This window comes from Shewanella carassii (genome assembly GCF_002777975.1).
Lineage (GTDB): Bacteria > Pseudomonadota > Gammaproteobacteria > Enterobacterales > Shewanellaceae > Shewanella > Shewanella carassii.
The window spans coordinates 217,660-241,020 of sequence record NZ_NGVS01000006.1 but is presented as its reverse complement, the minus strand read 5'-3'; the positions used below and the strand labels follow the sequence as shown (position 1 = coordinate 241,020).

Annotated in this window: 18 protein-coding genes; 13 read left to right on the top strand and 5 right to left on the bottom strand. The window is 56.0% G+C overall.

Annotated features, from left to right (window positions below; translation table 11 throughout):
- The first annotated feature begins 513 nt into the window (after nucleotides 1-513).
- The 11 genes from CBE72_RS04130 (at nucleotide 514) to CBE72_RS04080 (ending at nucleotide 13,970) form a co-directional block, all read left to right on the top strand.
- The gene (locus CBE72_RS04130) at nucleotides 514-2,082 is read left to right on the top strand and encodes a pyridoxal phosphate-dependent decarboxylase family protein (protein ID WP_206191786.1); all 1,569 of its coding nucleotides are present in this window, start codon (nucleotides 514-516) and stop codon (nucleotides 2,080-2,082) included.
- A gap of 10 nt (nucleotides 2,083-2,092) precedes the next feature.
- A complete protein-coding gene (locus tag CBE72_RS04125) occupies nucleotides 2,093-3,439 on the top strand; it encodes a lysine N(6)-hydroxylase/L-ornithine N(5)-oxygenase family protein (protein WP_100142436.1) in 1,347 nt (448 codons plus the stop codon).
- Complete coding sequence (locus tag CBE72_RS20220; RefSeq protein WP_167387638.1) at nucleotides 3,439-4,056, top strand: GNAT family N-acetyltransferase; 618 nt, start codon at nucleotides 3,439-3,441, stop codon at nucleotides 4,054-4,056. Before CBE72_RS04125 ends, CBE72_RS20220 begins: the two co-directional genes overlap by 1 nt.
- The gene (locus CBE72_RS04120) at nucleotides 4,053-5,945 is read left to right on the top strand and encodes an IucA/IucC family protein (RefSeq protein ID WP_167387637.1); all 1,893 of its coding nucleotides are present in this window, start codon (nucleotides 4,053-4,055) and stop codon (nucleotides 5,943-5,945) included. Before CBE72_RS20220 ends, CBE72_RS04120 begins: the two co-directional genes overlap by 4 nt.
- Before the next feature lie 35 nt (nucleotides 5,946-5,980).
- Nucleotides 5,981-8,137, top strand: a complete 2,157-nt coding sequence (locus CBE72_RS04115; protein WP_229671808.1) for a TonB-dependent siderophore receptor — start codon at nucleotides 5,981-5,983, stop codon at nucleotides 8,135-8,137.
- A 65-nt stretch (nucleotides 8,138-8,202) separates the two neighbouring features.
- Nucleotides 8,203-9,327, top strand: a complete 1,125-nt coding sequence (locus CBE72_RS04110) for an iron-siderophore ABC transporter substrate-binding protein (protein WP_100142434.1) — start codon at nucleotides 8,203-8,205, stop codon at nucleotides 9,325-9,327.
- Nucleotides 9,324-10,373: a FecCD family ABC transporter permease gene (locus tag CBE72_RS04105; RefSeq protein ID WP_100142433.1), complete on the top strand. Its 1,050-nt coding sequence runs from the start codon at nucleotides 9,324-9,326 to the stop codon at nucleotides 10,371-10,373. Before CBE72_RS04110 ends, CBE72_RS04105 begins: the two co-directional genes overlap by 4 nt.
- Nucleotides 10,370-11,431 (top strand): FecCD family ABC transporter permease, encoded by a 1,062-nt coding sequence (locus CBE72_RS04100; protein WP_100142432.1) that lies wholly within the window; start codon nucleotides 10,370-10,372, stop codon nucleotides 11,429-11,431. The genes CBE72_RS04105 and CBE72_RS04100 overlap by 4 nt, the downstream gene beginning before the upstream one ends.
- Nucleotides 11,428-12,309 carry an ABC transporter ATP-binding protein gene (locus CBE72_RS04095; RefSeq protein WP_100142431.1) on the top strand — a complete coding sequence of 294 codons (882 nt, stop codon included), beginning with the start codon at nucleotides 11,428-11,430 and terminating at the stop codon, nucleotides 12,307-12,309. Before CBE72_RS04100 ends, CBE72_RS04095 begins: the two co-directional genes overlap by 4 nt.
- Nucleotides 12,300-13,127, top strand: a complete 828-nt coding sequence (gene fhuF / locus CBE72_RS04090) for a siderophore-iron reductase FhuF (RefSeq protein WP_100142430.1) — start codon at nucleotides 12,300-12,302, stop codon at nucleotides 13,125-13,127. The genes CBE72_RS04095 and fhuF overlap by 10 nt, the downstream gene beginning before the upstream one ends.
- 618 nt (nucleotides 13,128-13,745) lie before the next feature.
- Complete coding sequence (locus CBE72_RS04080) at nucleotides 13,746-13,970, top strand: hypothetical protein (protein WP_100142428.1); 225 nt, start codon at nucleotides 13,746-13,748, stop codon at nucleotides 13,968-13,970.
- Here the strand turns inward: CBE72_RS04080 and CBE72_RS04075 are convergent.
- Both CBE72_RS04075 and CBE72_RS04070 read right to left on the bottom strand, forming a co-directional pair.
- On the bottom strand, nucleotides 13,964-14,890 hold the full coding sequence (locus CBE72_RS04075; RefSeq protein WP_100142427.1) for a class I SAM-dependent methyltransferase: 927 nt from the start codon (nucleotides 14,888-14,890) through the stop codon (nucleotides 13,964-13,966). The genes CBE72_RS04080 and CBE72_RS04075 overlap by 7 nt on opposite strands.
- Before the next feature lie 27 nt (nucleotides 14,891-14,917).
- Nucleotides 14,918-15,997 carry an AI-2E family transporter gene (locus tag CBE72_RS04070; RefSeq protein WP_100142426.1) on the bottom strand — a complete coding sequence of 360 codons (1,080 nt, stop codon included), beginning with the start codon at nucleotides 15,995-15,997 and terminating at the stop codon, nucleotides 14,918-14,920.
- A 67-nt stretch (nucleotides 15,998-16,064) separates the two neighbouring features.
- On the opposite strand from CBE72_RS04070, the gene folX reads away from it, so the two are divergent.
- Both folX and CBE72_RS04060 read left to right on the top strand, forming a co-directional pair.
- Nucleotides 16,065-16,433: a dihydroneopterin triphosphate 2'-epimerase gene (gene folX, locus CBE72_RS04065; protein ID WP_096141612.1), complete on the top strand. Its 369-nt coding sequence runs from the start codon at nucleotides 16,065-16,067 to the stop codon at nucleotides 16,431-16,433.
- 46 nt (nucleotides 16,434-16,479) lie between these two features.
- The gene (locus CBE72_RS04060) at nucleotides 16,480-17,379 is read left to right on the top strand and encodes a TIGR01777 family oxidoreductase (RefSeq protein ID WP_100142425.1); all 900 of its coding nucleotides are present in this window, start codon (nucleotides 16,480-16,482) and stop codon (nucleotides 17,377-17,379) included.
- An 81-nt stretch (nucleotides 17,380-17,460) separates the two neighbouring features.
- On the opposite strand, the gene CBE72_RS04055 is transcribed toward CBE72_RS04060, so the two are convergent.
- From CBE72_RS04055 to CBE72_RS04045, 3 genes are all read right to left on the bottom strand, one after another.
- Nucleotides 17,461-20,298: an ExeM/NucH family extracellular endonuclease gene (locus tag CBE72_RS04055; RefSeq protein WP_100142424.1), complete on the bottom strand. Its 2,838-nt coding sequence runs from the start codon at nucleotides 20,296-20,298 to the stop codon at nucleotides 17,461-17,463.
- Nucleotides 20,299-20,552: 254 nt separating this feature from the next.
- Complete coding sequence (locus tag CBE72_RS04050) at nucleotides 20,553-21,071, bottom strand: GDYXXLXY domain-containing protein (protein WP_100142423.1); 519 nt, start codon at nucleotides 21,069-21,071, stop codon at nucleotides 20,553-20,555.
- The gene (locus CBE72_RS04045; RefSeq protein WP_100142422.1) at nucleotides 21,071-23,284 is read right to left on the bottom strand and encodes a DUF2157 domain-containing protein; all 2,214 of its coding nucleotides are present in this window, start codon (nucleotides 23,282-23,284) and stop codon (nucleotides 21,071-21,073) included. The genes CBE72_RS04050 and CBE72_RS04045 overlap by 1 nt, the downstream gene beginning before the upstream one ends.
- Nucleotides 23,285-23,361 lie beyond the last annotated feature (77 nt).

Below are 23,361 nucleotides of genomic sequence, written 5' to 3'. Positions count from 1 at the left end.
CTCCTCAAAAATTCCTCTTGTGATGAATATACTCAGTTTAGTGCTTATATGGCAGTGAGTTAATTCTCCATTCGTGCCTATGTTGGGGAATTTAGTCGGCCCCGTTCAGAGGCATTTGAGCAAGCTTGCTCCACCGTATTCGACTCCCGTCCTTTACTTCTCCGCCGACGGAGCCAATGGGAATTCCATCACTCTTGAGCAAATCGCTCTCAACTCAACCACTCTCAAATCAGCCACTCTCAACTCAGCCCCCCAATGTTGTAAATGCCGTCTTTGTCTGACCAATTTGTGGTTATGGGTACAGGCTTCTAATCAGACCAGTTACATCTTTACACAAATCAATTGAGAATCATTTGCATTTGTATTTGAGTGCATGCTAATTTGTCGCCGCTGTCGTTGATAAACGGATGACAGCAAAAAAGGAATGGCCCAGGGAAAGGCCGAAGTAGTTCCTTATCCCTGGGTGACTTGTCATTGATGACTGACCTCATGTCAGTCGCAAAGGAGGCAAAAGTGACACACCCCAGCATGGAGCCTGAACAGGCGAGCAATGACCCGAGCTATGATGCCGCCGGCCACCTGCCGTTCGCTCCCCACACTGAACTCTTTGGTATCGCACCCGAACACCACTACTCCCGCTTGATGCAACTGGGCATGGATACCCTGAAACACCGTCTTGAACGGCTGGATGGCCCCAGCAGTGGCATTCGCCCCGAAGAGCTGCAAAGCGCATTTTCCGATATCAATCTTGACCGCCCCCTCGGGGACATGAAGCAAGTTCTGGCCGAACTGGACAAGCTCTATCTCAGCCACGCCATCTACTTCCAACACCCTGATTATCTGGCCCACCTCAACTGCCCTGTAATGCTCACATCCTTGTTGGCCGAGCAGTTGAGTTCTGCCATCAATACTGCGGTGGAAACCTGGGATCAGAGCGCCGGCGGGACTCTGATTGAACAGAAGGTTATCGACTGGGCCTGCGAGCGCGTGGGATATCAAGGATTTGCCGACGGTGTCTTCACTACCGGCGGCACCCAGTCCAACCTGATGGCGCTGCTGCTTGCCAGAGAGTTGGCCGGCAGCCTTGAGCCGGGTCACAGAGGCAATGTTCTGGCCGGCCTGGCTGCCAATGCCCGCCGCTACCGCATTCTCTGCTCTGAATTCAGCCATTTCAGCATTCAAAAGGCGGCCGCACTTTTAGGGTTGGGACACGAGGCGGTTGTGAGTGTCGGTTGTGATGCCAATCGGCGCATGGATCCCAAGGCGCTGGCGGGCAAACTCAGGCAGCTCAAAGCGGCAGGACTGATCCCCATCGCCGTGGTCGCTACCGCAGGGACCACTGACTTTGGCGCCATAGATCCCATAGCGCCCATAGCTGCCCTTTGCCGCGAGTTCGGCTGTTATCTGCATGTGGATGCGGCCTACGGCGGCGCCTTGTTGCTGTCACACACTCAGCGCCAACGCCTCGAAGGCATAGAGTTGGCCGACTCTGTTAGCCTGGATTTCCATAAGTCCTTCTTCCAGCCCGTGTGCTGCTCGGCGCTGTTGGTCAAGGACAAAGGCGTGCTCGGTTACCTCACCTACCATGCCGATTACCTCAACCCTGAGTCCCAGGCCCAGGCCGGAGTGCCGGATCTGGTCAATAAGAGCCTGCAAACCACCCGCAGGTTTGATGCCCTCAAGCTGTGGCTGAGCCTGAGAGCCGCCGGGCCGGATGCCATAGGCGAGATGTTCGACACCCTGATTGCCACCACAGCCGAGCTTTATGAAAGCTTTAGCCGTTTCCCCGAGCTGCAGACGGCGCAGCGCCCGTCGCTGACTACCCTGGTGTTTCGCTTCAACGACCCGGCACTCGGCAGCGCCGAACTGGATGAATGCAATCGCCATATCCGCGCCCGTCTGGCCCGTGAAGGCCGCGCCATGATTGCAGCGACCAAGGTGGCCGGCAGCCAATATCTCAAGTTTACCCTGCTCAACCCTCACACCCGTCTCGAGGATATCGAAGCCGTATTGACCGACATCTGCAAAATCGGTCGCGAGCAGGCCCGTCACTACAAGACCAGCGCGCTTTGCAGCGCCTGAGGAGGAACTGATGCAAACCAAAGTCTACGATATCCTGGGCATAGGAATAGGCCCCTTTAACCTGAGCCTGGCGGCCCTGGCCGAACCGCTTGACGGTCTTGAGTGTCTGTTTGTCGATGCCGGTACCGGTTTCGACTGGCATCCCGGCATGTTGCTGGAATCGTCCAGATTGCAGACCCCTGTCATGTCGGATCTGGTGACCATGGCCGATCCCACCAGCCGCTACAGCTATTTGAACTTCGCCAAACAGACAGGCCGACTCTACAGCTTCTATATCCGCGAAAGCTTCTTCCTGCCGCGGCAGGAATATAATCTCTACTGCCAATGGGTCTGCGCCGAGCTGAGTAACCTTAAATTCAATTTCAAGGTCACCCGGGTCAGTTTCGATGCCGAAACCGACACCTATCTGGTCAAGGGGCAGGACAGAGTCAGTGGCCAAGAGCAGAGCCTGCGCGCCCGTCACCTGGTGCTGGGAACCGGTACCCAGCCCTGGATGCCCCACTTCTGCCCCGGCGCCGACAAGCGGGTACTGCACTCGGCCAACTATCTGCACCGTAAACAGGCGCTGCAGAGCCAAAATGACATCACCATAGTCGGCAGCGGCCAAAGCGCGGCAGAGATCTTCGAAGATCTGCTGCTGGATATCGACAAATACGGTTATCGCCTGCGCTGGCTCACCCGCTCGCCAAGATTCTTCCCGCTTGAGTACACCAAGCTGACTCTGGAGATGACCTCGCCGGAATATATCGACTATTTCCACGCCCTGCCCGAGGCACAGCGCCGCGAACTTATCGGCTCACAGAAGAGCCTCTATAAGGGGATCAACGCCGATCTGATCAACAGCATCTATGATCTGCTTTACCAAAAACGCCTGCACTGTGATTTTGATGTACAGCTGCTGACCAACACGGCACTGCAAAGCGTTCACAGCGACGGACAGCAACTGCTGCTGGGTTGCAGACATGCAGAACTTGAACAGGAGTTTGAGCTGACCAGTTCGGCACTGGTGATGGCCACCGGCTACTGCTACCGATTGCCGGACTTTCTCGAGCCGCTCCACTCGCAGCTGCTGTTCGATCAAAAGGGCGAGCCCGATGTCCAGCGTCATTATCACATAGACAAGGCCGGGCGAATTTTCGTTCAGAACCTGGGGCTGCACACCCACGGGCTGTGTTCGCCGGATCTGGGAATGGGCTGCTATCGCAACGCCACCATATTGCGGCAGATCCTGGGCAAAGCACCTTACGAGATAGAGCAACAAATTGCCTTCCAGAGCTTTGGTATTCCCAAGCAAGACACCAGTGCGCCCAAACGCCGGCAAAGCAGCAATCAAGCGTTGCAGCGGGAGGCCAGCTGATGGCCTCTCAAACAGCAGTTAATCCGGCTGCGGACACAGCCGGCTTCAGCGCCAGATACGGCTTTGCGCCGGACAAGCGCCTCAAGGTCAACGACTTTGATTTTTGTGCCTATCGGGAAAGCGAGCACTTTGACACCCTGAGCGACTGGCTCGGCCGCGACTATGCCGCCTTCTGGGGCATGCAGTCCTTAACGCCCACCGAGCGCCGCGTTGAGCTCGCCCCCACTGCAGATAAGTTTGGCCTGATGGCCTATCGCGACGCAGAGCCTGTGCTCTATACCGAGCTGTACGATCCCCGCTTTGATGAAGTGGGCCAACACTTTGACTGCCAGCACGGCGATTGCGGCATGCATTTGCTGCTGGCTCCTCCCACTAAGCCGCAGCGCGGTTTCAGCCGCCAGGCCATCACGGCTGTGGTGTCTCTGATACTGCAGCATCTGGGCTTTGCCCGCCTGGTGGTAGAGCCGGATATCAACAACCAAAAGATTCACCCGCTGAACCGTGCGGTAGGCATCTGCTACAGCCACGCCATTCAACTCGAAAACAAACAAGCCATGCTGGGTTTTTGCACCCTGCCTGGGTTCAGTGCCGCACTGGCAACAGGAGCCACACAATGACAGCATCCATTATCGAACAGACTCGTCTCAGCCATCTGACGCCTGCCATTTGGAACCAGGCAAGCCGCCATCTGCTGGCGAAAATTCTCAGTGAATTCAGTCATGAAAAGCTAATAGCGCCAGAGCTGTTATTGCCAGCAGAGGCAGAGCAAGAGGCCTGTTGGCAGCTCAAGCTGGATACCCGGGATGGCCAGCTCTGCTACCGCTTCAGCGGTCGCCGTTATCAGCTGGATCACCTGCAGATAGCGCCGGATTCCATCGAGTGTTTCAAAGATGGCGAGCAGCAACAGCCGGACGCCATGCTGCTTATCATCGCCCTCAAGGAGAGACTCGGCATAAGCGATGCACTGCTGCCCACTTATCTTGAAGAGATCACCAGCACCCTCTACAGCAAGGCCTTCAAACTCCTTTGGCAGGCAAAGCCGGTGCAGGAGCTGGTGGATTGCGACTATCAGCAGATAGAAGCGGCCATGACCGAAGGCCATCCTGTGTTTGTCGCCAACAACGGCCGCATAGGTTTTGATGTCGATGACTGGCGGGCCTTTACGCCGGAGAGCGGCCAACCGTTGCAACTCGAGTGGCTGGCGGTCAGCAGTGAACATACCAGCCTGGCGCTGATAGCAGGGCTCGATTATCGCCAACTGCTGCAAGATGAGTTGGGCGATGCTTTGCTGCTCAGATTTGAGCAGAAGATCCGGCAACAGGGCAAAAACCCGGACGATTACTTTCTGATGCCCGTTCATCCATGGCAGTGGCGCGAAAAGATCAGCCGCATATTCGCCGCAGATCTGGCCCGCGATCGCCTCATTCACCTGGGACAAGGCCGTGATGAATATCAGGTGCAGCAATCCATCCGCACCTTCTTCAACCTGAGCCAACCCAAGCGCTGTTACGTGAAGACGGCGCTGTCGATTCTCAATATGGGCTTTATGCGGGGTTTATCGCCCTACTACATGAGCCGCACCCCGGAGATCAATGCCTTTGTCGCCGAGCTTATCGACAGCGACCCTTTATTTGCCAAGCAAAGATTTGTGCTGCTCAGGGAAATCGCCGCCATAGGCTATCACCACAGGTATTATGAGCAGGCGCTGGAGAAAGACACCCCCTACAAGAAGATGCTCTCGGCACTGTGGCGTGAAAGCCCTTATGCTCTCAGCTTCCAGGGCGAGCCTTTGGTAAAACCCAGCCAGCAACTGATGACCCTGGCTGCGCTGCTGCACCAGGACAATCAGCAGCAGAGCCTGCTGGCGGCGCTTATCGAGGCTTCCCCCCTGAGTGCCCACGACTGGATGAGCCGGCTGCTGGATCTTTACCTTACTCCCTTGCTGCACGCCTTCTTTGCCTACGATCTGGTGTTCATGCCACATGGCGAGAACCTTATTCTGGTGCTGGATGACAAGGTGCCTGTCACCATATTGATGAAGGACATAGGCGAAGAAGTCGCAATTCTCAACGGCAGTGCGCCGCTGCCGGGACGGGTGGCGCAACTGGCGGTCTCGCTCGAAGAGGAGATGAAACTCAACTACATACTGCTGGATATTTTCGACTGTATCTTCCGCTTTATGGCGCCGCTGCTCGATAGCCACACCAGCCTGAGTGAACAGGGATTCTGGAGCCTGGTGGCCGCAAAGGTACGTGATTATCAGGCTTGCCACCCCCAGTTTGCCGATAAGTTTCGCCGCTACGATCTGTTCCAGCCGACCTTTGTCCGCACCTGTCTGAACCGGATCCAGCTCAACAACAACCAGCAGATGATAGATCTCGAAGACAGGGAGAAGAACCTGCGCTTTGCCGGCGATATCGACAATCCGCTGTACCCCTTTGCCGCCAGCCACAGCTTTGGCGTGACACCCACCCAGGCCGAGCGTCTTGCAGACCCGGCCTTGTAAACCTTCCAGGAAGTAACAGGAAAATGGACACAAACATGCAAACCCTTAATGGCTTCAGGCCGACCCCCATCGCCCTTCTCTGTTCTGTGCTATTGAGCGCCCCGGCATTCGCCGCCGACAAGAGCGAAACACAGGAGAAAGAGATGGAGGTACTGACAGTAGTCGGCGCCAAGAGCCAGCCCATGAGCTACAAGGCAAGTGACATGAGCACGGCCACAGGCATGAAGCTCTCGTTTCTCGAGACGCCGCAGTCTGTCACAGCCGTCACCGCCAAGGCCATTGAAGATCAGCAGCTCAACTCTGTCATAGATGTTATGACCAGTGTCGCCGGGATCAACGCCCGCCCCTCGGACAACGACAGATACTCCATCAGCGCCCGCGGGATCTCGGTCAGCAGCATTCTCTATGATGGCGTGGCAACCACCTATGACACCCGCTTCAACTATGGCGATAACCTGATGGACAGCGCCCTATACGAGCGCATTGAAGTGGTGCGCGGCGCCACCGGCTTGATGCTGGGTGCCGGTAGCCCTTCTGCCGCCATCAATTTGGTGCGAAAACGGCCCACTGCCGAGTTTCAGGGCAGTGTCAGCCTGAGCAGCGGCTCCTGGGACATGCTGCGCGGCGTGGTCGATCTCTCCGGCGGCCTCAATCAGGATGCCAGCATCCGTGGCCGGGTGGTGCTGGCCTATCAGGACAGGGAGAACTGGCAACACAGATATGAGCAGCAGCGGCAAACCCTGTATGGCATCCTGGAAGCGGATCTGGGAGCCAATACCCTGCTGACCCTGGGCAGTGATTTCCAGCATACCAGGCCGGAAGGCACCATGTCCGGCGGCTTGCCGCTGTTTGACAGTGACGGCAACCGCACCAATTACGACCGTCATGTATCCACCGCCCCCAGTTGGGCCTCCGCCAAGACAGATGCGCTCAACAGCTTTGTGACTCTGGAGCATCATTTCAGTTCAGACTGGACCCTTAAAGGCAGCTATATCTATGGCGACAACAGCCTGGAGTTTGATGTGCTCTGGCCCATGAAAAATCCGGATCCCGTCACCAATGAAGGCATGGTCCCCGGCTCTTTGGCCTTTATCGACGGCAGTCGCACCCAGCATACCTTTGATCTCAAGCTGAGCGGCAACTTCAACGCCTTTGGCCGTAACCACCAACTGGTGGCCGGTGCCAATCAACAAAAACAGGATTTTGCCAACCCCTACTATGGCGCTCTCGGTGCCAAACCGCCTCTGGGAGACTTCGGGCAGCCCGGCTTTGATTACCCAAAGCCGCAATGGAGCGATAAGGTGCTCTACGGCTCCTGGGGTGAAACCAAGCAACAATCTGTCTATGTCGCTTCCCAACTTGAGCTGACCGATGCCCTGTCCATGGTACTCGGTGGCCGCCTGGATAACTGGGAAACAGATCAGGATAACTTTGGAGCCAAACATGACTATAAGGTCGATGGTGAGTTCACCGGTTATCTGGGGCTGACCTATGCCCTGAGCGACGAATATGCCCTGTATGCCAACTACACGGACATTTTTACCCCGCAAAGCAAAGTTCAGGCCGATGGTCGTTACCTGGACCCCATCAAGGGCAGCAACTATGAGGCCGGGATCAAAGCCAGCCTGTTCGATGAGGCGCTGGACTTGTCGTTGGCCGCCTTTGAGATCCGTCAGGACAATGTCGGTGAGCAAACCGGCGAAAACCTGCCCAACAGCACGATTCCCATCTACCGCAGTGTCGACGGTACCAAGACTCGCGGCTTTGAGTTTGAGGTCAACGGTTCCATCAATGACAACTGGGATCTTTACCTGGGCTACACCCAGTTTGATACCGAAGATCCCAAAGGGCAAAAGATCAACACCACCAACCCGGAGCGGCAACTCAAGCTCTTTACCACTTATGAATTCGATGGCTGGCTTCACGGATTGCAGCTGGGCGCCGGGGTCAACTGGCAGAGTCGCATCTATAGCCAAGTCTCAAAACCGGACAAGAGTAAAGTCGAAGTGGAACAAGGCAGCTACGCCCTGGTGAAGCTGATGGCGAGATACAAGTTCAATGAACAGTTGAGTCTGAGAGCCAATCTGGATAACGCGCTCGACAAGAGCTATTACAGCCAGCTCGGCTTCTATAACCAATTCCAGTATGGCGCGCCGCGTAACTTCAGCGTCACCCTGGACTACCGTTTCTGAGCCGCGTTATGCCGTGAAACTATCCATAATAAGGAGCGCCCCGCACTGCGGGGCGAATAACAAGTATGTTGTGTGAAGCAAGGCGCCTGTTGGCGCTTGTCGTGTTTCTGAGCCTGGGGCTGACGGGCTGTTATGACCATCCGCAAACCAAAGCCCAAACACCGCCGCAAGACGGTTATCCGGTTTGCATTACCACGGCCCACGGGACCAGCTGTATCGAGTCGCCGCCCAAGCGAGTGGTGACCCTGGGAGCAGGGGCCGAAGACTGGACCCTATCCTTAGGTGTTGTCCCCATCGCCATTGAACCCCATTACTGGGGCGGCGATGCAGAGGGTTATCTACCCTGGTTTCGCCAGGCATTGGAAGCGCAGGAACTGCCGCTGCCCGCCATCATCAGCAGTTACCCCGAGCTGGATGTGGAGCGATTATTGGCCCTGAAACCGGATCTTATTCTGGCGCCCCAATCCGGTATCACCCGCGAAAGCTTTTTGCAGCTGAGCGCTCTGGCCCCCGTCATCGCCTATCCGGACAAACCCTGGCTGACACCGGTTAAGCAGCAGGTGGAACTGATAGCCAAGGCGCTCGGCAAAGAAGTGCAGGCCGAAGCCCTTTTGAAACAGCAACGGGCCTATATCGCCCAAGTCGCCGCCGAAAACCCTGAGTTCAATGCTGTGCGCCTGGCCTATATCAATGCCGCCAGTCGAGTTGGCAATCTCTCGGTTTATGTCACAGGCGATCCCAGAGTGGATCTGCTGTTGGCGCTGGGGTTTGTATTGCCGCCACAACTTTCCGGGCTCAATGCCAGCCGAGGACACTTCGCCGCCCACATCGGACTGGAGCGCGCCGATATGCTGGACGATGCCGAGCTGCTGCTCAGCTGGTACAGCTCGGACAAGGCCAGAGCCGAGGTGGAAGCCATGGCGGTTATCCGTCGTCTGCCCGCCATGCGCCGCGGTCGGTATCTGGCAATAACCGACCCGGCGCTGGTGATGGCCAGCTCCTACGGCTCGCTGCTAAGCGTTAAATGGGCTATCCCCAAGCTGGTGCCGCAACTGCAACAAACCCTGGCAGGGCAACAAGAAAAAACTCGCCAATACCGGCATCCAGACACACAGGCAGGCGCAGATACAGACGCCCATTCAGGTGCAGATACAGGCGCGCAATCGAATAAAAACGGGAGGCCGGGATGACACACCCAAAAATCTTTCTGCAACCTGGAGATACCCAGTCCCAGAACCGTCTTGGACGTAACGCGGTAACCCTGCTTGGGCTGCTGACGATGCTGGCGCTGCTGGTATTGGCCAACCTGCTCTTTGGCGCCCGCACGCTACCGCTGACTATGCTGGGCAAGCTCTGGCAACCGGCCGCAGACGATCATCTGTCGCTGGTGTTACAGGCAAGGCTGCCAAGATTGCTGTGCGGCATGTTGGCCGGCATGGCATTGGCAATGGCCGGTTGCGTTATCCAGGCGCTATGCCGCAACCCCTTGGCGGATCCCGGCCTGCTCGGCGTCAATGCCGGCGCCAGCGCCTCTCTGGTCACTCTGGGGCTGTGGAGCGCAACAGCGGGTTTGAGTCTCTTCTGGCAGGCCTTGCCCGGGGCGCTGCTGGCCAGCGCCTTGGTGTATATGATGTCCAGGGCGCAGCAATCCCAGGGCCAGTCCGCTGCGGTCAGGCTGATCCTGGCCGGCGCCGCCATCAGCGCCGTGCTCGGGGCCTATGTCCAGGCCAGAGTGCTGCTGAACCCACAGCTATTTGATGGTTTCAGGTATTGGATGGCGGGCTCCCTGTCCGGACTGGGCTGGCCGGAGTTTCATGCGCTCTGGCCCTATCTGCTGCCCGCCGCGGCACTCTTGTGGCTGCTGGCGCCGGCGCTGAATCTGATGTTGCTGGACAATCATACCGCCAAGGCGCTCGGTGCCTCACAGGGCTGGCAGGGGCTGCTCGCCTGGCTGGGTGCCACCTTGCTGTGCGCCGCAGCCACCGCCATTGTTGGCCCGTTGGCCTTTGTCGGCCTGGCCAGTGCCCATCTGGCCAGGCGTTATCTGACACTCAATTTCCGCCTGCTATTACCGGGAGCCGCTTTGATAGGCGGCGCCATGGTGTTACTGGCAGATCTGTTGGCGCGGGTATTGATGCCGCCGGCCGAGCTGCTGACCGGCATCATGGTCGCCCTGCTGGGAGCGCCGTTTCTGTACCTGATGGCCCGAGGTCAAAACCTGAAGGAGGCGTCATGAAACAAACCCGTTTTCCCATCTGGCAATGGGGCCCGATAACCTTAAGAGCCCCCTCATCCGGCGCCATTGGAGCCGCCTTGCTGGCCGTAGTCCTGCTTGGCGCTGCACTGCTACTTAGCCTGATGCTGGGACATCAGGGCCTGGCGCCAGTGAGCCTTGCCAAGGCCTTGTTTGCCGAAGCCTCCGACTATGAAAACTGGCTTTTGTGGCAATCACGCCTGCCAAGGGCCCTGTGCGCCCTCGGCGCCGGCATGGCGCTGGGGCTCTCCGGCGCCGTGTTTCAAAGCCTGAGCCGTAACCCGCTGGGGAGTCCGGATATTCTCGGGGTCAATGCCGGCGCCAGCGCCGGCGCCGTCCTCTGGTTATTATGGCTGCCGGAACTGCCATTGCTGCCCGGCGCCCTCTTGGGCACTGGGGTTGTGCTCCTGCTGTTTTTCGCAGGGCTCGGACGCCAATGGCAGTTTTCCCGCAATCTGGTGCTGATGGGCATCGCCATCAACGCCTTTGCCATCGCCCTGGTGCAGTTTGTACTGACACTGGTGCAAAGAGAGCAGGCGCAGCAGATGCTGGGGTATCTGTCCGGCAGTCTGGCACACCGCACCTGGGGTGATGTGCTGCTGATAACCTCAGTGTTACTACTGGCGCTGCCCGCTCTGTTGCTGCTCTCCCGCCGTCTGTCACTGCTGGCTTTGGGCCAGGAACTGGCTCAGGCGCTTGGCAACCCGGTGCGCCAAAGCCAAACACTGGCGCTGCTGTTTGCCACCTTGCTGGCGCTGGGCGCCGTACTCTGCGCCGGCCCGGTAGCCTTCGTCGCCTTGGTGGCGCCGCATCTGGCCCGCTTTGGCAATCGTCAATTGGCACTGCTGCGCTCGGCGCTGATAGGCGCGCTGTTGCTGCTCGGGGCCGACACCCTCACCTTATTGCTGCCGGGTAACCAAAGGCTGCCGGTAGGCGTATTGACCGCCCTCATCGGCGGCGCCTATCTGGCGCTGCTGTTGAGCCGCGAAATCCGGGGACAACCGCAACGGGCCAAGGGACTGAAAGGAGAAAGATCATGACCCAATACCCTGACTATGACATAGCCCTCAGTGGGCATGAGCTTTATCTCGAGTACGGCCAGCGGCCCATCATAAGCGCCATGAACCTGGCCATCCCCAAGGGTAAGCTGACGGTGATCCTTGGCCCCAATGGTTGTGGCAAGTCGACCCTGCTCAAGTGTTTGAGCCAGGTACTGCCGCCCACACGCGGCCAGGTCATGTTGGGTCACACCCCCTTGGCGCAGTTGAGCAACAAGGCCAGAGCCAGGGAGCTGGCACTACTGGTGCAAAAGCCTGAATTGCCGGAAGGAATAGATGTGCAGGAGCTGGTCAGTCGCGGCCGTTACCCTCATCAGAGCCTGTGGCACCAATGGTCAGAGCAAGATGAGCTGGCGGTTGCCCAAGCCCTGGCTGCCACAGGGTTAACCACACTGGCACAAAGGCCGGTGGCCGAGCTCTCAGGCGGCCAACAACAGCGAGTCTGGCTGGCGATGGTGTTGGCGCAGCAAACCGACTTGCTGCTGCTCGATGAACCCACCTCGTTTCTCGATATCCGCGCCCAGCTGGCAGTACTCGACTTTTGCCGGGCGTTGGTGGATCAGGGCCGCACCTTGGTATTGGTGCTGCACGACATCAACCAGGCTCTGCGCTACGGCGATCACTTGCTGTTGATGCGTGATGGCAAGTTGATTGCCGGCGGCGCGCCTGAGTCACTGTTGACCGAGGCCCTGCTGGAACAGGTGTTCGATATCAATGCCAGCATAATCACAGATCCCGAGGCCAACTGCCCGATGATTATCCCCAGACCCAGACCCAGAGCAAAGCCCAGAGCCGCCGGGCACCATGGCGGGGAAGATTCGAGCAACAATGCCACCGGAGGACTGCCGTCATGGGAATGAGTATTGCCAGCGAGCTCAACCAACTATTGGCACAAAAAGCCGCCTTCTATGGCGAGCACTTCAAAGCCATAGAGAGTCTGGAGCAGTTACCCCAAGAAGCCATCAGCTTGAACTCAGTCTTGAGCCAGGCACATTACCCGGCGCTGCTGCAACAATTTGCCCTGAGTTATCAAGCCAAGGTGTCCACAACTTGTGCCACAAAGCCCGAGATAGACGCCCGGGCACTGCACTCCATGTGGAGCCAGTGGTTTTTCGGTCTGCAACTGCCACCCCTGCTGCTGTGGTTGTTTGCCAGTCAGCCCGGCAGCGCACTTAACCGCGCCATTGCGGCTGCAGCTTGCAGTGGCAACTGGTACCTTGAACCTTTTGATAACGGCCGGGCGGAAACCTTCTATCTGCTGCTTGATGCAGATGTCAGCCATCCGGCTCCCGCCGGGCAACTTGCCAGTTGGGAAAGCTTACTCGAGCAGTTGCTCATTCCCATTGTCGAGCGCCTGGCAGAGCTGGGCCCAGTGCCATCAAAGCTGCATTTCAGCCATCAAGCCTATATTGTGCATTGGTATCTGGGTGAGTTGTCACTGCCCGTCAGTTGGCGTAGGCAATTGATAAGAGAGATGTTCGAGCAAGCTGAGCTGCAGCCACGGATTGATATTGCACCGATTGCCCATCCATTTTGGCGTAAGCTAAGGCTCAAGCAGCAGCGAAGCCCGCGTATCGCCTGTTGCCTGCGGCACAAGCTTCCCTGCACCCAAATGTGCGCCGATTGCCCGCTGGATAAAGATGGCCGCAAAGGCAAAGGGCAAAAGGCCTGCGGCTAGTCCTTTGACGGGGCCAACCCTTGGATAATCTGTTGCAAAATAGAATATCCCGCTTTCAAGACGGATCAGGAAAGCAAAAAAAGCGGCAACCCCAAGGTTGCCGCTTTTTCAAGATTTGAGTTGCCTGGCTCAGGCTTAATCCAAAAATGCTTCTTCGTCTTTCTCTACCGGAAGTGACTCAATCACTTCATCCTGCAGCTGATAGTAAGCATCTTGGTACTCATGAATTTCCATAACAACTCCAGTCTATTCTGTAGGGTACAGGGCGCATCTATTTTTGGGTTCCCACTCTTTGGAAGTTGAGGTCCCGCTGACACTTTATGCCCGATTCCGGCTTTTTCGGAGCCTTAGGTGTTCCCCCAAGGCGGCGCCAGTATAACAGGGAGCCACTACGAGTTACAGAAAACTTTCACTTTCGTCACCAATAATGGGTTAAATCGCTTTATATTGCTCAAATTTGAGCCAAAACAGTAATGCAGAGTGAAAGACTTTCAACTTGATATACCCCAGAGTTCTGAAGCGACATTTTTTAAACAGAATGATTCTAGCAACCCGTACGGTAACTGCTATTCCTTAGAGAAGGCTTCCCGGCCCGTAAATCAGTAAGAGGACGATGCCATGAATCATATTGTCGACTTTGAAGCACGCACTCTCGCCACCCTGCTGGCCAGTGGCGATATATTGGGAATGCGCATGTTTATGGAAAGGATGCAGATGCCCTTGGATGTCCAGGACAGGCTACTGCATCAGGCATCCGGCTTGAGCAGTTTTGATGCCGAAGGCATAGCCGCCCTATTGGAAGAAGGCGGCCAATCCCTGATCTCAGAACGCCTCGGTTATTGAGTGTTAGAGTCCGGTTCTCCCTCATAGCGATACAGCAACACCTTCAATGCTCTGTCAGGATCCCGGTCTGCAAAGGCCGGCGGGTTATCTAGCTGCTTAACAAACTCAAGCTCTGGCGCCGCTTCACTGACCTGGCTCTGTAAAAAAGCCCTGTCCAGCTCAGGCGCATTGAGACAGAGCAGCAGCTCGGCCCCTGGGTTCAAAAGTTGTGGCAGATGTCGCAGCAATCGCAGATAGTCTTTGGTTGCCACAAAGCTGCCCTTTTGGTTGCTGGGCGGATCGACAATCAGCAAGTCATAGGGCCCGAGTTTTTTGAGTTTGCCCCAAGACTTGAAGATATCATGCCCCAGAAAGCGGGCACCGGCAGCAAGCCCATTGAGCAAATGGTTTTGCTTGCCGATGGCCAGCGCCCCTTTACTCATATCCATATTGACCACTTCATCGGCGCCGCCCTTAAGGGCGGCCACCGAGAACGCACAGGTATAGGCAAACAAATTCAGTACGTTCCGCTGAGCACTATTGGCCATCACCCACTCGCGGCCGTTTCGCATGTCCAGGAACAAACCATGATTCTGACCGCGCAGCAGATGCAACTGATAACGGCAGCCAAGCTCGCTGGCCAGATGTGGCTCGGGGATCTCGCCGGCAATGAGCTCGGTGCGGGTTTGCCCGGCGGCGCGGTATTGATAGACCAGATTCAGTGCCAATCCCAAGGCTTGCCAGCGTAATTGCAGACGCTCGGTAACCCGCGCCAGCTCTTCCGGCGTCAGGGGTTTAAAGGCGGTCAGCAACACCACAGGTTCAAACCAATCCAGGCATAAGTGCTCGCTGCCTGGATAACGGCCACCGCGGCCATGAAACAAACGGCCACACTCATCGCCTGGAGTCAGGTCGGTGATGGCTTCCAAAAATAACTGCATGAAATCCTCAACTTCTTATTTCTGCCTTTATTCGGCATCGGCTGCCGCTTCTTTATCGGCACTTTCCCGCACGGCAATACTGGCCTCGTCCGAGAGCAAAATTGCCAACCAGTTGCCGCTCTGGCTCGATTCCAGGGCGATCTTGACTATCATGGTGAGCGGCACCGACAGCAACATGCCGACCGAGCCCAAGAGCCAGCCCCAGAAGATCAACGACAGGAAAACCACCAGAGTAGATAATCCGAGGCCACGTCCCATAAATCTGGGCTCTACCAGATTGCCCATCACCATGTTGGTCGCCAGATACAGGACGGCAACCCCACCGGCACCCGCGGTGCCCAACTGCACAAAGGCCAGCAGTACGGCCGGAATGGCGGCGATGATAGAGCCGATATTGGGAATATAGTTAAACAAAAAGGCCACTACGCCCCAGAGCAGCGCATAATCCACCCCCATCAGCGCCAGACCGACACCGACAATAACACCGGTTGCCAGGCTCACCAGGGTCTTGATCACCATGTATTGGTTCACCGATTGCAAGAAACGCTCAATCTGGGATAAACGCATCTCAGGGTCATCCAGCGCCAGATGTACCTTACGCGGCCAAGATTGTGCCTCAAACAACATAAAGACTATGGTGAGCACTATCAGAAATAGGTTGGCCATCACATTTCCGACACCGGAGAGCGTATTAGTGGTCAAAGACAAGGCCATGCCGGGGTCCAGATAGGCCAGCACCTTGTCTTTGGAGATGTGGATATTCAGCTCCTTGAGCTTATCCAATATCCAGGCAAATTGTTCCACCAGCTGCGCGCGATATTGCGGCAGTTGCTGGGAAAACTCGTTGATGGAACTGCCCACCACAGAGGCCAGCCAGAGCCCAAGCAACAAAATAATCGCCACCAACACAAATACAGCCAGGGCGCGGGGCACGCGATAACGGCTCAAGGCATTGATGGCCGGGCTGCAGATAACCGCAATAAAGGCTGACAACACAAAAGGCACCACTATGGCGCTGGCGGCCTTAATTCCCGCCAGCACTATGACCAAGCAGGCCATGACAGCAAATCCTTTTAGCGCCATGGACGGGCGATAGGCTGATGACATAATTGAAATTCCTTGTTGATCTCTGTCACAATCAGCCGTTACATCAACAACGATAAGTAGTGACATGATGAAACCCGAACTAGCTATTATACGCATTAAAAACCTGCGCCTGCGCACTTTTATCGGTATCAAGGAAGAGGAGATCAACAATCGTCAGGATGTGATCATCAATGTTTGCATTCATTACTGTGCCGACAAGGCGCGCAGGAGTGATGATATGGAGCACGCGCTCAATTATCGCACCATTACCAAGGCGATCATTAACCTGGTGGAAGACAACCGTTTCTCCCTGCTGGAGCACCTCACAGGTAAAGTACTGGAAATTGCCAGCGAACATGAATGGGTAGAGTACGCCAGCGTTGAAATCGACAAACCTCACGCCCTGAGGTATGCCGACTCGGTTTCACTGCAGCTGAGCTACCGTAAACCGGCGTAAGCCAGTCTATACTCTGGAGAAACATTCAATAATTCAGGGAGAAGGCATGAATATTCTGCTCACAGGTGCAACCGGGTTTGTCGGTTCAGAACTGGCGCAGCGGCTGGCAAAACGCCATAGGCTGACTATTTTGAGCCGCAACCCCGCGGCGGCCGAGCAAAAGCTGGCGCTGGCACAGACCCGTTACATAGACTCACTGCAAACACCCGGACTGCTTGAGGAGATAGATGCCATCATCAACCTCGCCGGTGAACCCATAGTTGCCAAACGCTGGAGTGATGAGCAGAAACAGCGGATCTGCCACAGCCGCTGGGACATCACAGAGCAGTTGGCTAGGCTTGTCCGCAACAGCCAAAAGAAACCCCAAGTTTTTCTCAGCGCCTCGGCGGTGGGTTTTTACGGCCGTCAGGGGCCGGAGCCCATAGACGAAAACGCCGCGCCCCATGATGAGTTCAGCCACAGAGTCTGTGCCCAATGGGAGCAAAAAGCCCTGGCGGTTGCCGAACTCACCCGGGTCTGTATCTTTCGCATCGGCATAGTGCTTGGCAAAGATGGCGGCGCCTTGGCCAAGATGCTGCCTGCCTTCAAACTGGGCCTTGGCGGCCCGATTGGCCATGGCCGTCAGGGAATGAGCTGGATCATGCGCGAAGACTTGCTGCGCCTTATTGAATTTCTGCTGGAAAATGAAGCCTGCCGCGGCATATACAATGCCACCGCGCCGCAGCCGGTCAGCAATCGCGACTTCAGCAAGGCTCTCGGCAAAGCGCTGCACCGCCCCGCTTGTCTGCCAGCACCGGCATTGGCACTGCAACTGGCAATGGGTGAAATGTCGACCCTGCTGACCGAAGGCCAGTTTGCATTACCGGTTCATGCCCAGGCCGATGGTTTCGAATTCAACTACCCGGAAATCAACCACGCGATGAAAGCCTTATTCAACAAGCGCTAACTGAAGCAGATAAAGGGTAAACAGCCTTTGAGTTGACCGACAAAAACGCCCGCTGCTGCGGACGTTTTTCATCTTAAGCGGTTAGAAACTCAGGCTGGTGCTGGCCTTTTGCTTATCATTGTCGGTCACGGTCAAGGTCACTTCATTGGCACGACCGCCAATACGCATGGCAACCGGACCGTTGAATCTACGCCCATCGTTGAAGCGCCACTGCTGCTTTTTGATATAACCGTCAGGATCATAGCTCTCGGAGATAAACACCTGCAGCAGCCAGAGATCCAGATGGCGGATAACCGCCACAGGCTCTGTCGGCTCAGGGGCTATCTCAACGGTTACCTCACGGCTGACACTGTGCTGGGCACCTTTGTCGTCAGTCACGGTCAGAGTGATGAGGTAGACACCGCTTTGCTGGTATTCATGGCTCACCTGCTCGCCAAAGGCTTGAGTACCGTCACCCAGATCCCACTCCTGGCTCACCAACTCACCGTCGCTATCACTCGAAGTGCTAGAGAGCGCCACCGCGGCACCATTTTGCTGCACTGAGAACTCGGCAACCGGTGCCTGATTGGCCGCGGCAAAGTCCAGGGCGATGATAACAGGGTCGTGATCCGATGAACGGAAGGCATCGTTGCTATAGAAACTTTGCAGTTGCTCCGGCGTCTTGAACTCAGTGTTATAGTCCAGCACCCTGGGTTCATCGGTATTGATATGCCACTCGGTCACATCACGAACATTGGCCAGCATGGCTTCATTGGCCAGAGCATGATCTAGCTGTCCCGACTCACCGGAGAACACATAGGAGTATGCTGAAGGCTTACCAAGCTCGCCAAACAGTTCGGCGTAACCGGCATTGGCCAGGGTTGTGAGTGGGTCTTCCTTGGCATAGGCGTTGAGATCCCCTATCACCAGCACCTTGTCATCCTGATATTCTGCCTGCAGGAACTGGCCTATCGCCATGGCTGCACGGGTTCGGGTCAGATTACAGTTACCCTGGCCGTCGTTCATGTCGGGATCGCCCAGCGCATTACAATCACTGCCCTTGGACTTGAGGTGGTTGACCGCCACCACAAAGCTATCCTCACTGTCGTTGACGCTAAACTTCTGGGTCAGCATGGGACGGTTCTTGCCATCGTTGAACAGCACCTGACCATTGTCATCCAGCGCCGAATTACTGCTGTCCAGAATCGCCGCCACCCCTTCTGGGGTGACTCTGTCCTGACGATACAAAATACCGACGCTGATCTCATCGTTGCCAATGCGATTAACCTGTGGCGCAAGATAGCGATAGCTGTCAGTGCCAATGGCGTCGTTGAGACCGCGGGCCAGATCGGCAATTGCCGAGTTACTGCCGAAACCATCGTTCTCGATTTCCATCAAACCGAAGACATCGGCGTTAATGGTTTTCATCGCCGCGATTATCTTGGCTCGTTGGCGCTCAAACTCATCTTGAGTATCGGCGCCACGGGACGTGGGGAAACCACCGCCCTGGCCATCGCCGTTGAAATAGTTGAGCACGTTGAAACTGGCAACTGTCAAGGCATCGAGACGATTCAACTCAGGCTCGGATGCTCTGGGATTAGCGGCAACAAAGTTGACGGTATCGACCGGCATCAAACGATAAATGCCAAAGCCGTAATGCATCACCGCGGTGAGGTTTGTAACAGTATCACCGACTCTGAGCGGGTTAGCGGCGCTCAGACCCGGGGCCGGATAGATAACAGGATCCGGGTTTTGTGCCGTCAGGCCATCGTCAAGCACTATGGAATCCAGGGCATTGGCTGCCGTGACCGCCAAGGCATCGGCGCCGGGATTGGCTACCTGAGTACCGATAAAGTGACGGCTTGAACCCAACAACACCTCACCATAACGGCCAAGGTTGTAGACTTCATTGACCGTAAGATGCTGCTCAAAGCTGACCAGCATGCCTTCGAAGGCTTCAAGTGCACTGCTGTCATTGACCGGCAGGCTCACTTTGGCTGCACTCGGCAGAGGTTGTGATGTGGCACACAAGGCCTTGGCACTGACATTGGTCAGTTCGGTCAAGCCTTGATATTCAGTGACCTGAGCCCGCACTCGAATTCGGTCTCCTGCATGATAACCACTGGCGCTATTGCCTGTGTACAGGAACACCCCTTCCGAGGTCAAAGGATCGGCATCCGCTTCGGCATCGGCCATCTGCAGGAACAATCCCTTGAGACCCGCTTCCTGGTTACTGGTGACTATTGCTTCCACTTCCAGGGTTTCACCAGCCAATGGACTGGCCTCGCCGCTACCCTGCAATGCATGAATGGGTGTAGCCGCATCGCCGCAAACCAGGGCGCCATTACCGGGATCTGTCGGTTCACCCGGCTCGCCGGCATTACCGCCAAAGGCCCCCAGATCGTCGATATTATCGATGGCAAAGCCGTCCCAACCACTGAGGTCGACCGCATCGAAGGGGTCGAGATCCGCACTCAAGTTGTCCAGCTTACGCCTTATGGTATTGTTTTGAGTGGAAACATCACCGCTGCCCCACTCGGAGCCTGGATCCACCCCAACCTGGCCCAGACTGTCGACCACCTCACCATTACGGCTCAGCACCAGGGCGTCATCACCGTTGAAGAAACTGGCGCTGCTGGTTTGCTGCGCCAACGCCAGGATTGCAGCGTCGGCATCATTGTCGGCCAATACATGAGTGCCTCCGGCGGCCAGCATGCCGCTCAGGGCAATGCTGCTGCCTGCACTGCTACTGCCATTGAAGAAGATATCCAGCTGATACTGGCTGAGATCGACAGCTTGGCTGCCGGCGTTAAAGAGTTCGATGGCCTTATTATTGCCTGAACCTTCAACGTATTCGGAAATGATCACTTGCTCACTCGCCTGAGCCTGGGCAGCAATACTGCCCACGGCCAGGGCAAGCAGACTTGCCTTGGTTAACATATTGACCCCTGAAATATATCCTGATTATAGTGATTTTCTTATTTATCAATAAGTAATGTTATTTCCACATCTCCACATCCGGAGAAGCAGCCACTATAAAGGCCATAAGTTACAACAAGGTTGCAATATGTAAAATATTTATCAAACTTTAGTGCTAGTTAATTAGTCTTATCAATGAGTTAGCTTGGAGGAAAACGTAAAAAAACCTAAGTCACTCTAGTGGTCTAATGAACACAGCCTTACCACTCTTAGGTTCAAAGCGGTTTAAGTTGGCCGTCACGCAGGCCCACTAACATCAGCTCCCCGTCAGTGCCCAATCTCAGCTCGCCATAACGTCCCTGACTGAAATGCTCCGCCTGGCCCTCCTCAAAGAAAAAAGCCTGGCTCGCCAATTGCACATCTCCCTGACGGACTTTAAACGGCAAGCGTCTTTGCTGCTGCAACAAAGGAGCCTCTGGGTCACTCTCCAGCGCCAAAAAAGCGGCGCGCTGTTGCTCATCGAGACTCACTCTGAGCCAGCCCTGCATATTGTCCTGAAACAGCCCTTTTGCGCGCAGCTCATTGGCCAATTGCCGGACCAATTTATAGTCGAGTTGCATATAATCCCCCTGCATCAGCGAACGGGGATCCACAGGTGCAAGCTCAAGCAAGATGGGCTCCCCGTGCTGCCAGAGTTGCTCTTTCTGCCACACGGAAATGTTGATGATTAGCAAACAAAGCATACCCCACACGAGGCACAACCCCATGATTTTGGGCGTCAATTTGGGTTTCATCACTGCTCACCCCCATTCTGCGCCGCCAGCCACTCAGGCCTGTCGCTCAAAGGCTTCAGCGCAAACCAAAGCAGTAGCAGGCTCACGCCAAGCAGCATCAGCAGCAAGGATTTTTCCAACAAGGTTTGCTGCAACGAGTAATAGTAATAACCGCAGTAAACCGGCATCGCCAGTACCCCGAGCCAGAGCAGCAAGCGCTCGGCCAGCACAAAGCCGAAAACCGCCACCAATGCGCCGGCGATAAGCCCGGGGATCCACCAAAACCAAACCAAGGCCGACAGCAGTCCCAGTAGCAATAGCATCTGCGAACGCCCATCCAATTGATGCCGGATTGCGTTCATTCGACTGCCGAAAAGACGCCAAAGTTGCCACAGCAGCAAAGCTTCAAGTAACCATTGCGCGCCCTGCAACATAGCCGGGCTCATACCGGGATCCTTTAACTCCCAGACGCCTTCCAGCCAAACCAATTGCGGCGTTTGACAAAAGAGCAGCGCCAAGGTCATGGCCATGGCAAGGGAGCGCCAGCGAAGCGGCGCCTTGCCCCAGTCGGCCTCATGGCGCCAGAGCAGCACAAAGCCCAGTAGCAGTGCCGGCGTCACCAAGGGTAATAATAAAAGTGTCTGCAGCAGCGCAATCAAGGCCAATAATGCCAGCAGCGCGCAACTGGACCGGGTCAAATAAGGTGGCAGCAGATACCAATGAAGCGAGGCCGCCAGAGCCAGCATCAACCACCAGCGCCAGGAAGCCACTTCAAACAGCAGCTCATCAAAGGCGATGCCATAGAGCACCAAGGCGGCCACGGCAAAGCTCAAGGCAAACTGAGAGATAAACAGTCCACTTTGACCTCGGCTCAAACCAAAGGCCACTGCAGATGCCGCCAGCGCCAGGCTCAGCAGCAACCCAGGCTGAATATCGTCCAACAATAACGCCAGGCCGGTGCCGATGAAACCCAGTAAACAGATCCCGGCTAACCAGCCAAACAGGATAAGCATCGCCTTGAGATACCAGGGACTTTGCAACTCTGGAGTCTCTTGTGCCACATCCCCCGAGACAATGCCTGCCTGCTGCAGCCGTTGCCAGAAAAGGCTGCCCGCATTAGGGACGATTTGCTCATCCTCCCTGGGCTCTGTGTTGGCAGTCGCATCTTTGTGTTTTTGGGCCTGTTGCTCCGGTACCGCGGCCAGATAGTCAGCCTGCAAGCGCTTTAGCAGCAAGGCGGCGACTGAGGCACTGAGCAGCACGCAAAGCGTCATCAGGGCAAACAGCAGTACCACGGCATCACCGTCAAACACTTCAGAAAGCAAGCGCAGCAACCAGAGATCAAATAACGCTGCCGTGCTGAAAAGCCCGAGCGCCATGCCGTAGAGTTTACGCCTTGTGTGGTAGCCTCGTATCAGCGCTGCGGCAACAACCCCGTAGAGAACCACAGCAATAAACTGCTCTTTGCTCAAGGAGTCGAACAGTGTCCAACAACTCGCCAGCAACAAAAAGCCCCAACCGAGCAACCCGCTGGTTACCTCGCTGAGGGGGATGCCTTGCTTGTCTGTCAGCGCAAAACGAAGCAGGCATTGATGCAGCAGCCAATTAAGCGCAAACTGTGACCAAGGGATGGCGAGCCTGTCATCCCCCAGGAAGCTAAACAGGTCTGCAAACGGCAATGAGGTGATCTGCAATAACAAGTACAGGGTCAGGTTCAACAGCAAGATAAGCAGCAGATAACCGGCTTCCAGTTTCAAAAATACCACCCAGGGCAGAATAAGCAGTGCCCACACGGCAAACAACTGCCAGTTGTCGGCCCCTTGCTGATAGCTCTGGCCGATAAAGGCCAGCAAGACGCCGACAAACACACAGGCCACAAACAGGAGCCAGGGCAAAGCGCCTTGTGCCTTGTCGGCGAAGGGGGGCTTTAACCATCGGCTCAATGCAAAGGCCAGCAACAAACAGCCCAGCAAGCCGGTTTCCAATAACGCCAACTTGCCCATGCGCGGCAAAGCGGCCCAGTTGTAGGCAAAAAAGCAGATAAGCGCCGAAGCAAAACAGAGTGCAGCGCTACCCAGCAGCAGAGGGTTAAAAAAGCTCAGGCTCTGCTTGGCCCCGGCTGATGGCAGCAATCCCAAGGCGTTGCGCCACGCAGCCCCCGAGACAAGATGTTGCGAATGCCATAGATAAAGTTGCTGCTTGGCCTGGGCTCTGTGTTGTTGCAAAGCATCCATGAAATGACCTGCCCACTTTCCTTGAATGAATTAAGTTCCTATATTTAATCACAAGATCAAACAGATCAGCACAGTTG

What these genes read in the sequence shown, in the direction of transcription:
- CBE72_RS04055 (WP_100142424.1), bottom strand. Translation starts at nt 20,298, where the DNA reads ATGTTAACCAAGGCAAGTCTGCTTGCCCTGGCCGTGGGCAGTATTGCT.
- CBE72_RS04050 (WP_100142423.1), bottom strand. Translation starts at nt 21,071, where the DNA reads ATGAAACCCAAATTGACGCCCAAAATCATGGGGTTGTGCCTCGTGTGG.
- CBE72_RS04060 (WP_100142425.1), top strand. Translation starts at nt 16,480, where the DNA reads ATGAATATTCTGCTCACAGGTGCAACCGGGTTTGTCGGTTCAGAACTG.
- CBE72_RS04110 (WP_100142434.1), top strand. Translation starts at nt 8,203, where the DNA reads ATGTTGTGTGAAGCAAGGCGCCTGTTGGCGCTTGTCGTGTTTCTGAGC.
- CBE72_RS04105 (WP_100142433.1), top strand. Translation starts at nt 9,324, where the DNA reads ATGACACACCCAAAAATCTTTCTGCAACCTGGAGATACCCAGTCCCAG.
- CBE72_RS04125 (WP_100142436.1), top strand. Translation starts at nt 2,093, where the DNA reads ATGCAAACCAAAGTCTACGATATCCTGGGCATAGGAATAGGCCCCTTT.
- CBE72_RS04120 (WP_167387637.1), top strand. Translation starts at nt 4,053, where the DNA reads ATGACAGCATCCATTATCGAACAGACTCGTCTCAGCCATCTGACGCCT.
- CBE72_RS04070 (WP_100142426.1), bottom strand. Translation starts at nt 15,997, where the DNA reads ATGTCATCAGCCTATCGCCCGTCCATGGCGCTAAAAGGATTTGCTGTC.
- fhuF (WP_100142430.1), top strand. Translation starts at nt 12,300, where the DNA reads ATGGGAATGAGTATTGCCAGCGAGCTCAACCAACTATTGGCACAAAAA.
- CBE72_RS04075 (WP_100142427.1), bottom strand. Translation starts at nt 14,890, where the DNA reads ATGCAGTTATTTTTGGAAGCCATCACCGACCTGACTCCAGGCGATGAG.
- folX (WP_096141612.1), top strand. Translation starts at nt 16,065, where the DNA reads ATGAAACCCGAACTAGCTATTATACGCATTAAAAACCTGCGCCTGCGC.
- CBE72_RS04115 (WP_229671808.1), top strand. Translation starts at nt 5,981, where the DNA reads ATGCAAACCCTTAATGGCTTCAGGCCGACCCCCATCGCCCTTCTCTGT.
- CBE72_RS04095 (WP_100142431.1), top strand. Translation starts at nt 11,428, where the DNA reads ATGACCCAATACCCTGACTATGACATAGCCCTCAGTGGGCATGAGCTT.
- CBE72_RS20220 (WP_167387638.1), top strand. Translation starts at nt 3,439, where the DNA reads ATGGCCTCTCAAACAGCAGTTAATCCGGCTGCGGACACAGCCGGCTTC.
- CBE72_RS04045 (WP_100142422.1), bottom strand. Translation starts at nt 23,284, where the DNA reads ATGGATGCTTTGCAACAACACAGAGCCCAGGCCAAGCAGCAACTTTAT.
- CBE72_RS04080 (WP_100142428.1), top strand. Translation starts at nt 13,746, where the DNA reads ATGAATCATATTGTCGACTTTGAAGCACGCACTCTCGCCACCCTGCTG.
- CBE72_RS04100 (WP_100142432.1), top strand. Translation starts at nt 10,370, where the DNA reads ATGAAACAAACCCGTTTTCCCATCTGGCAATGGGGCCCGATAACCTTA.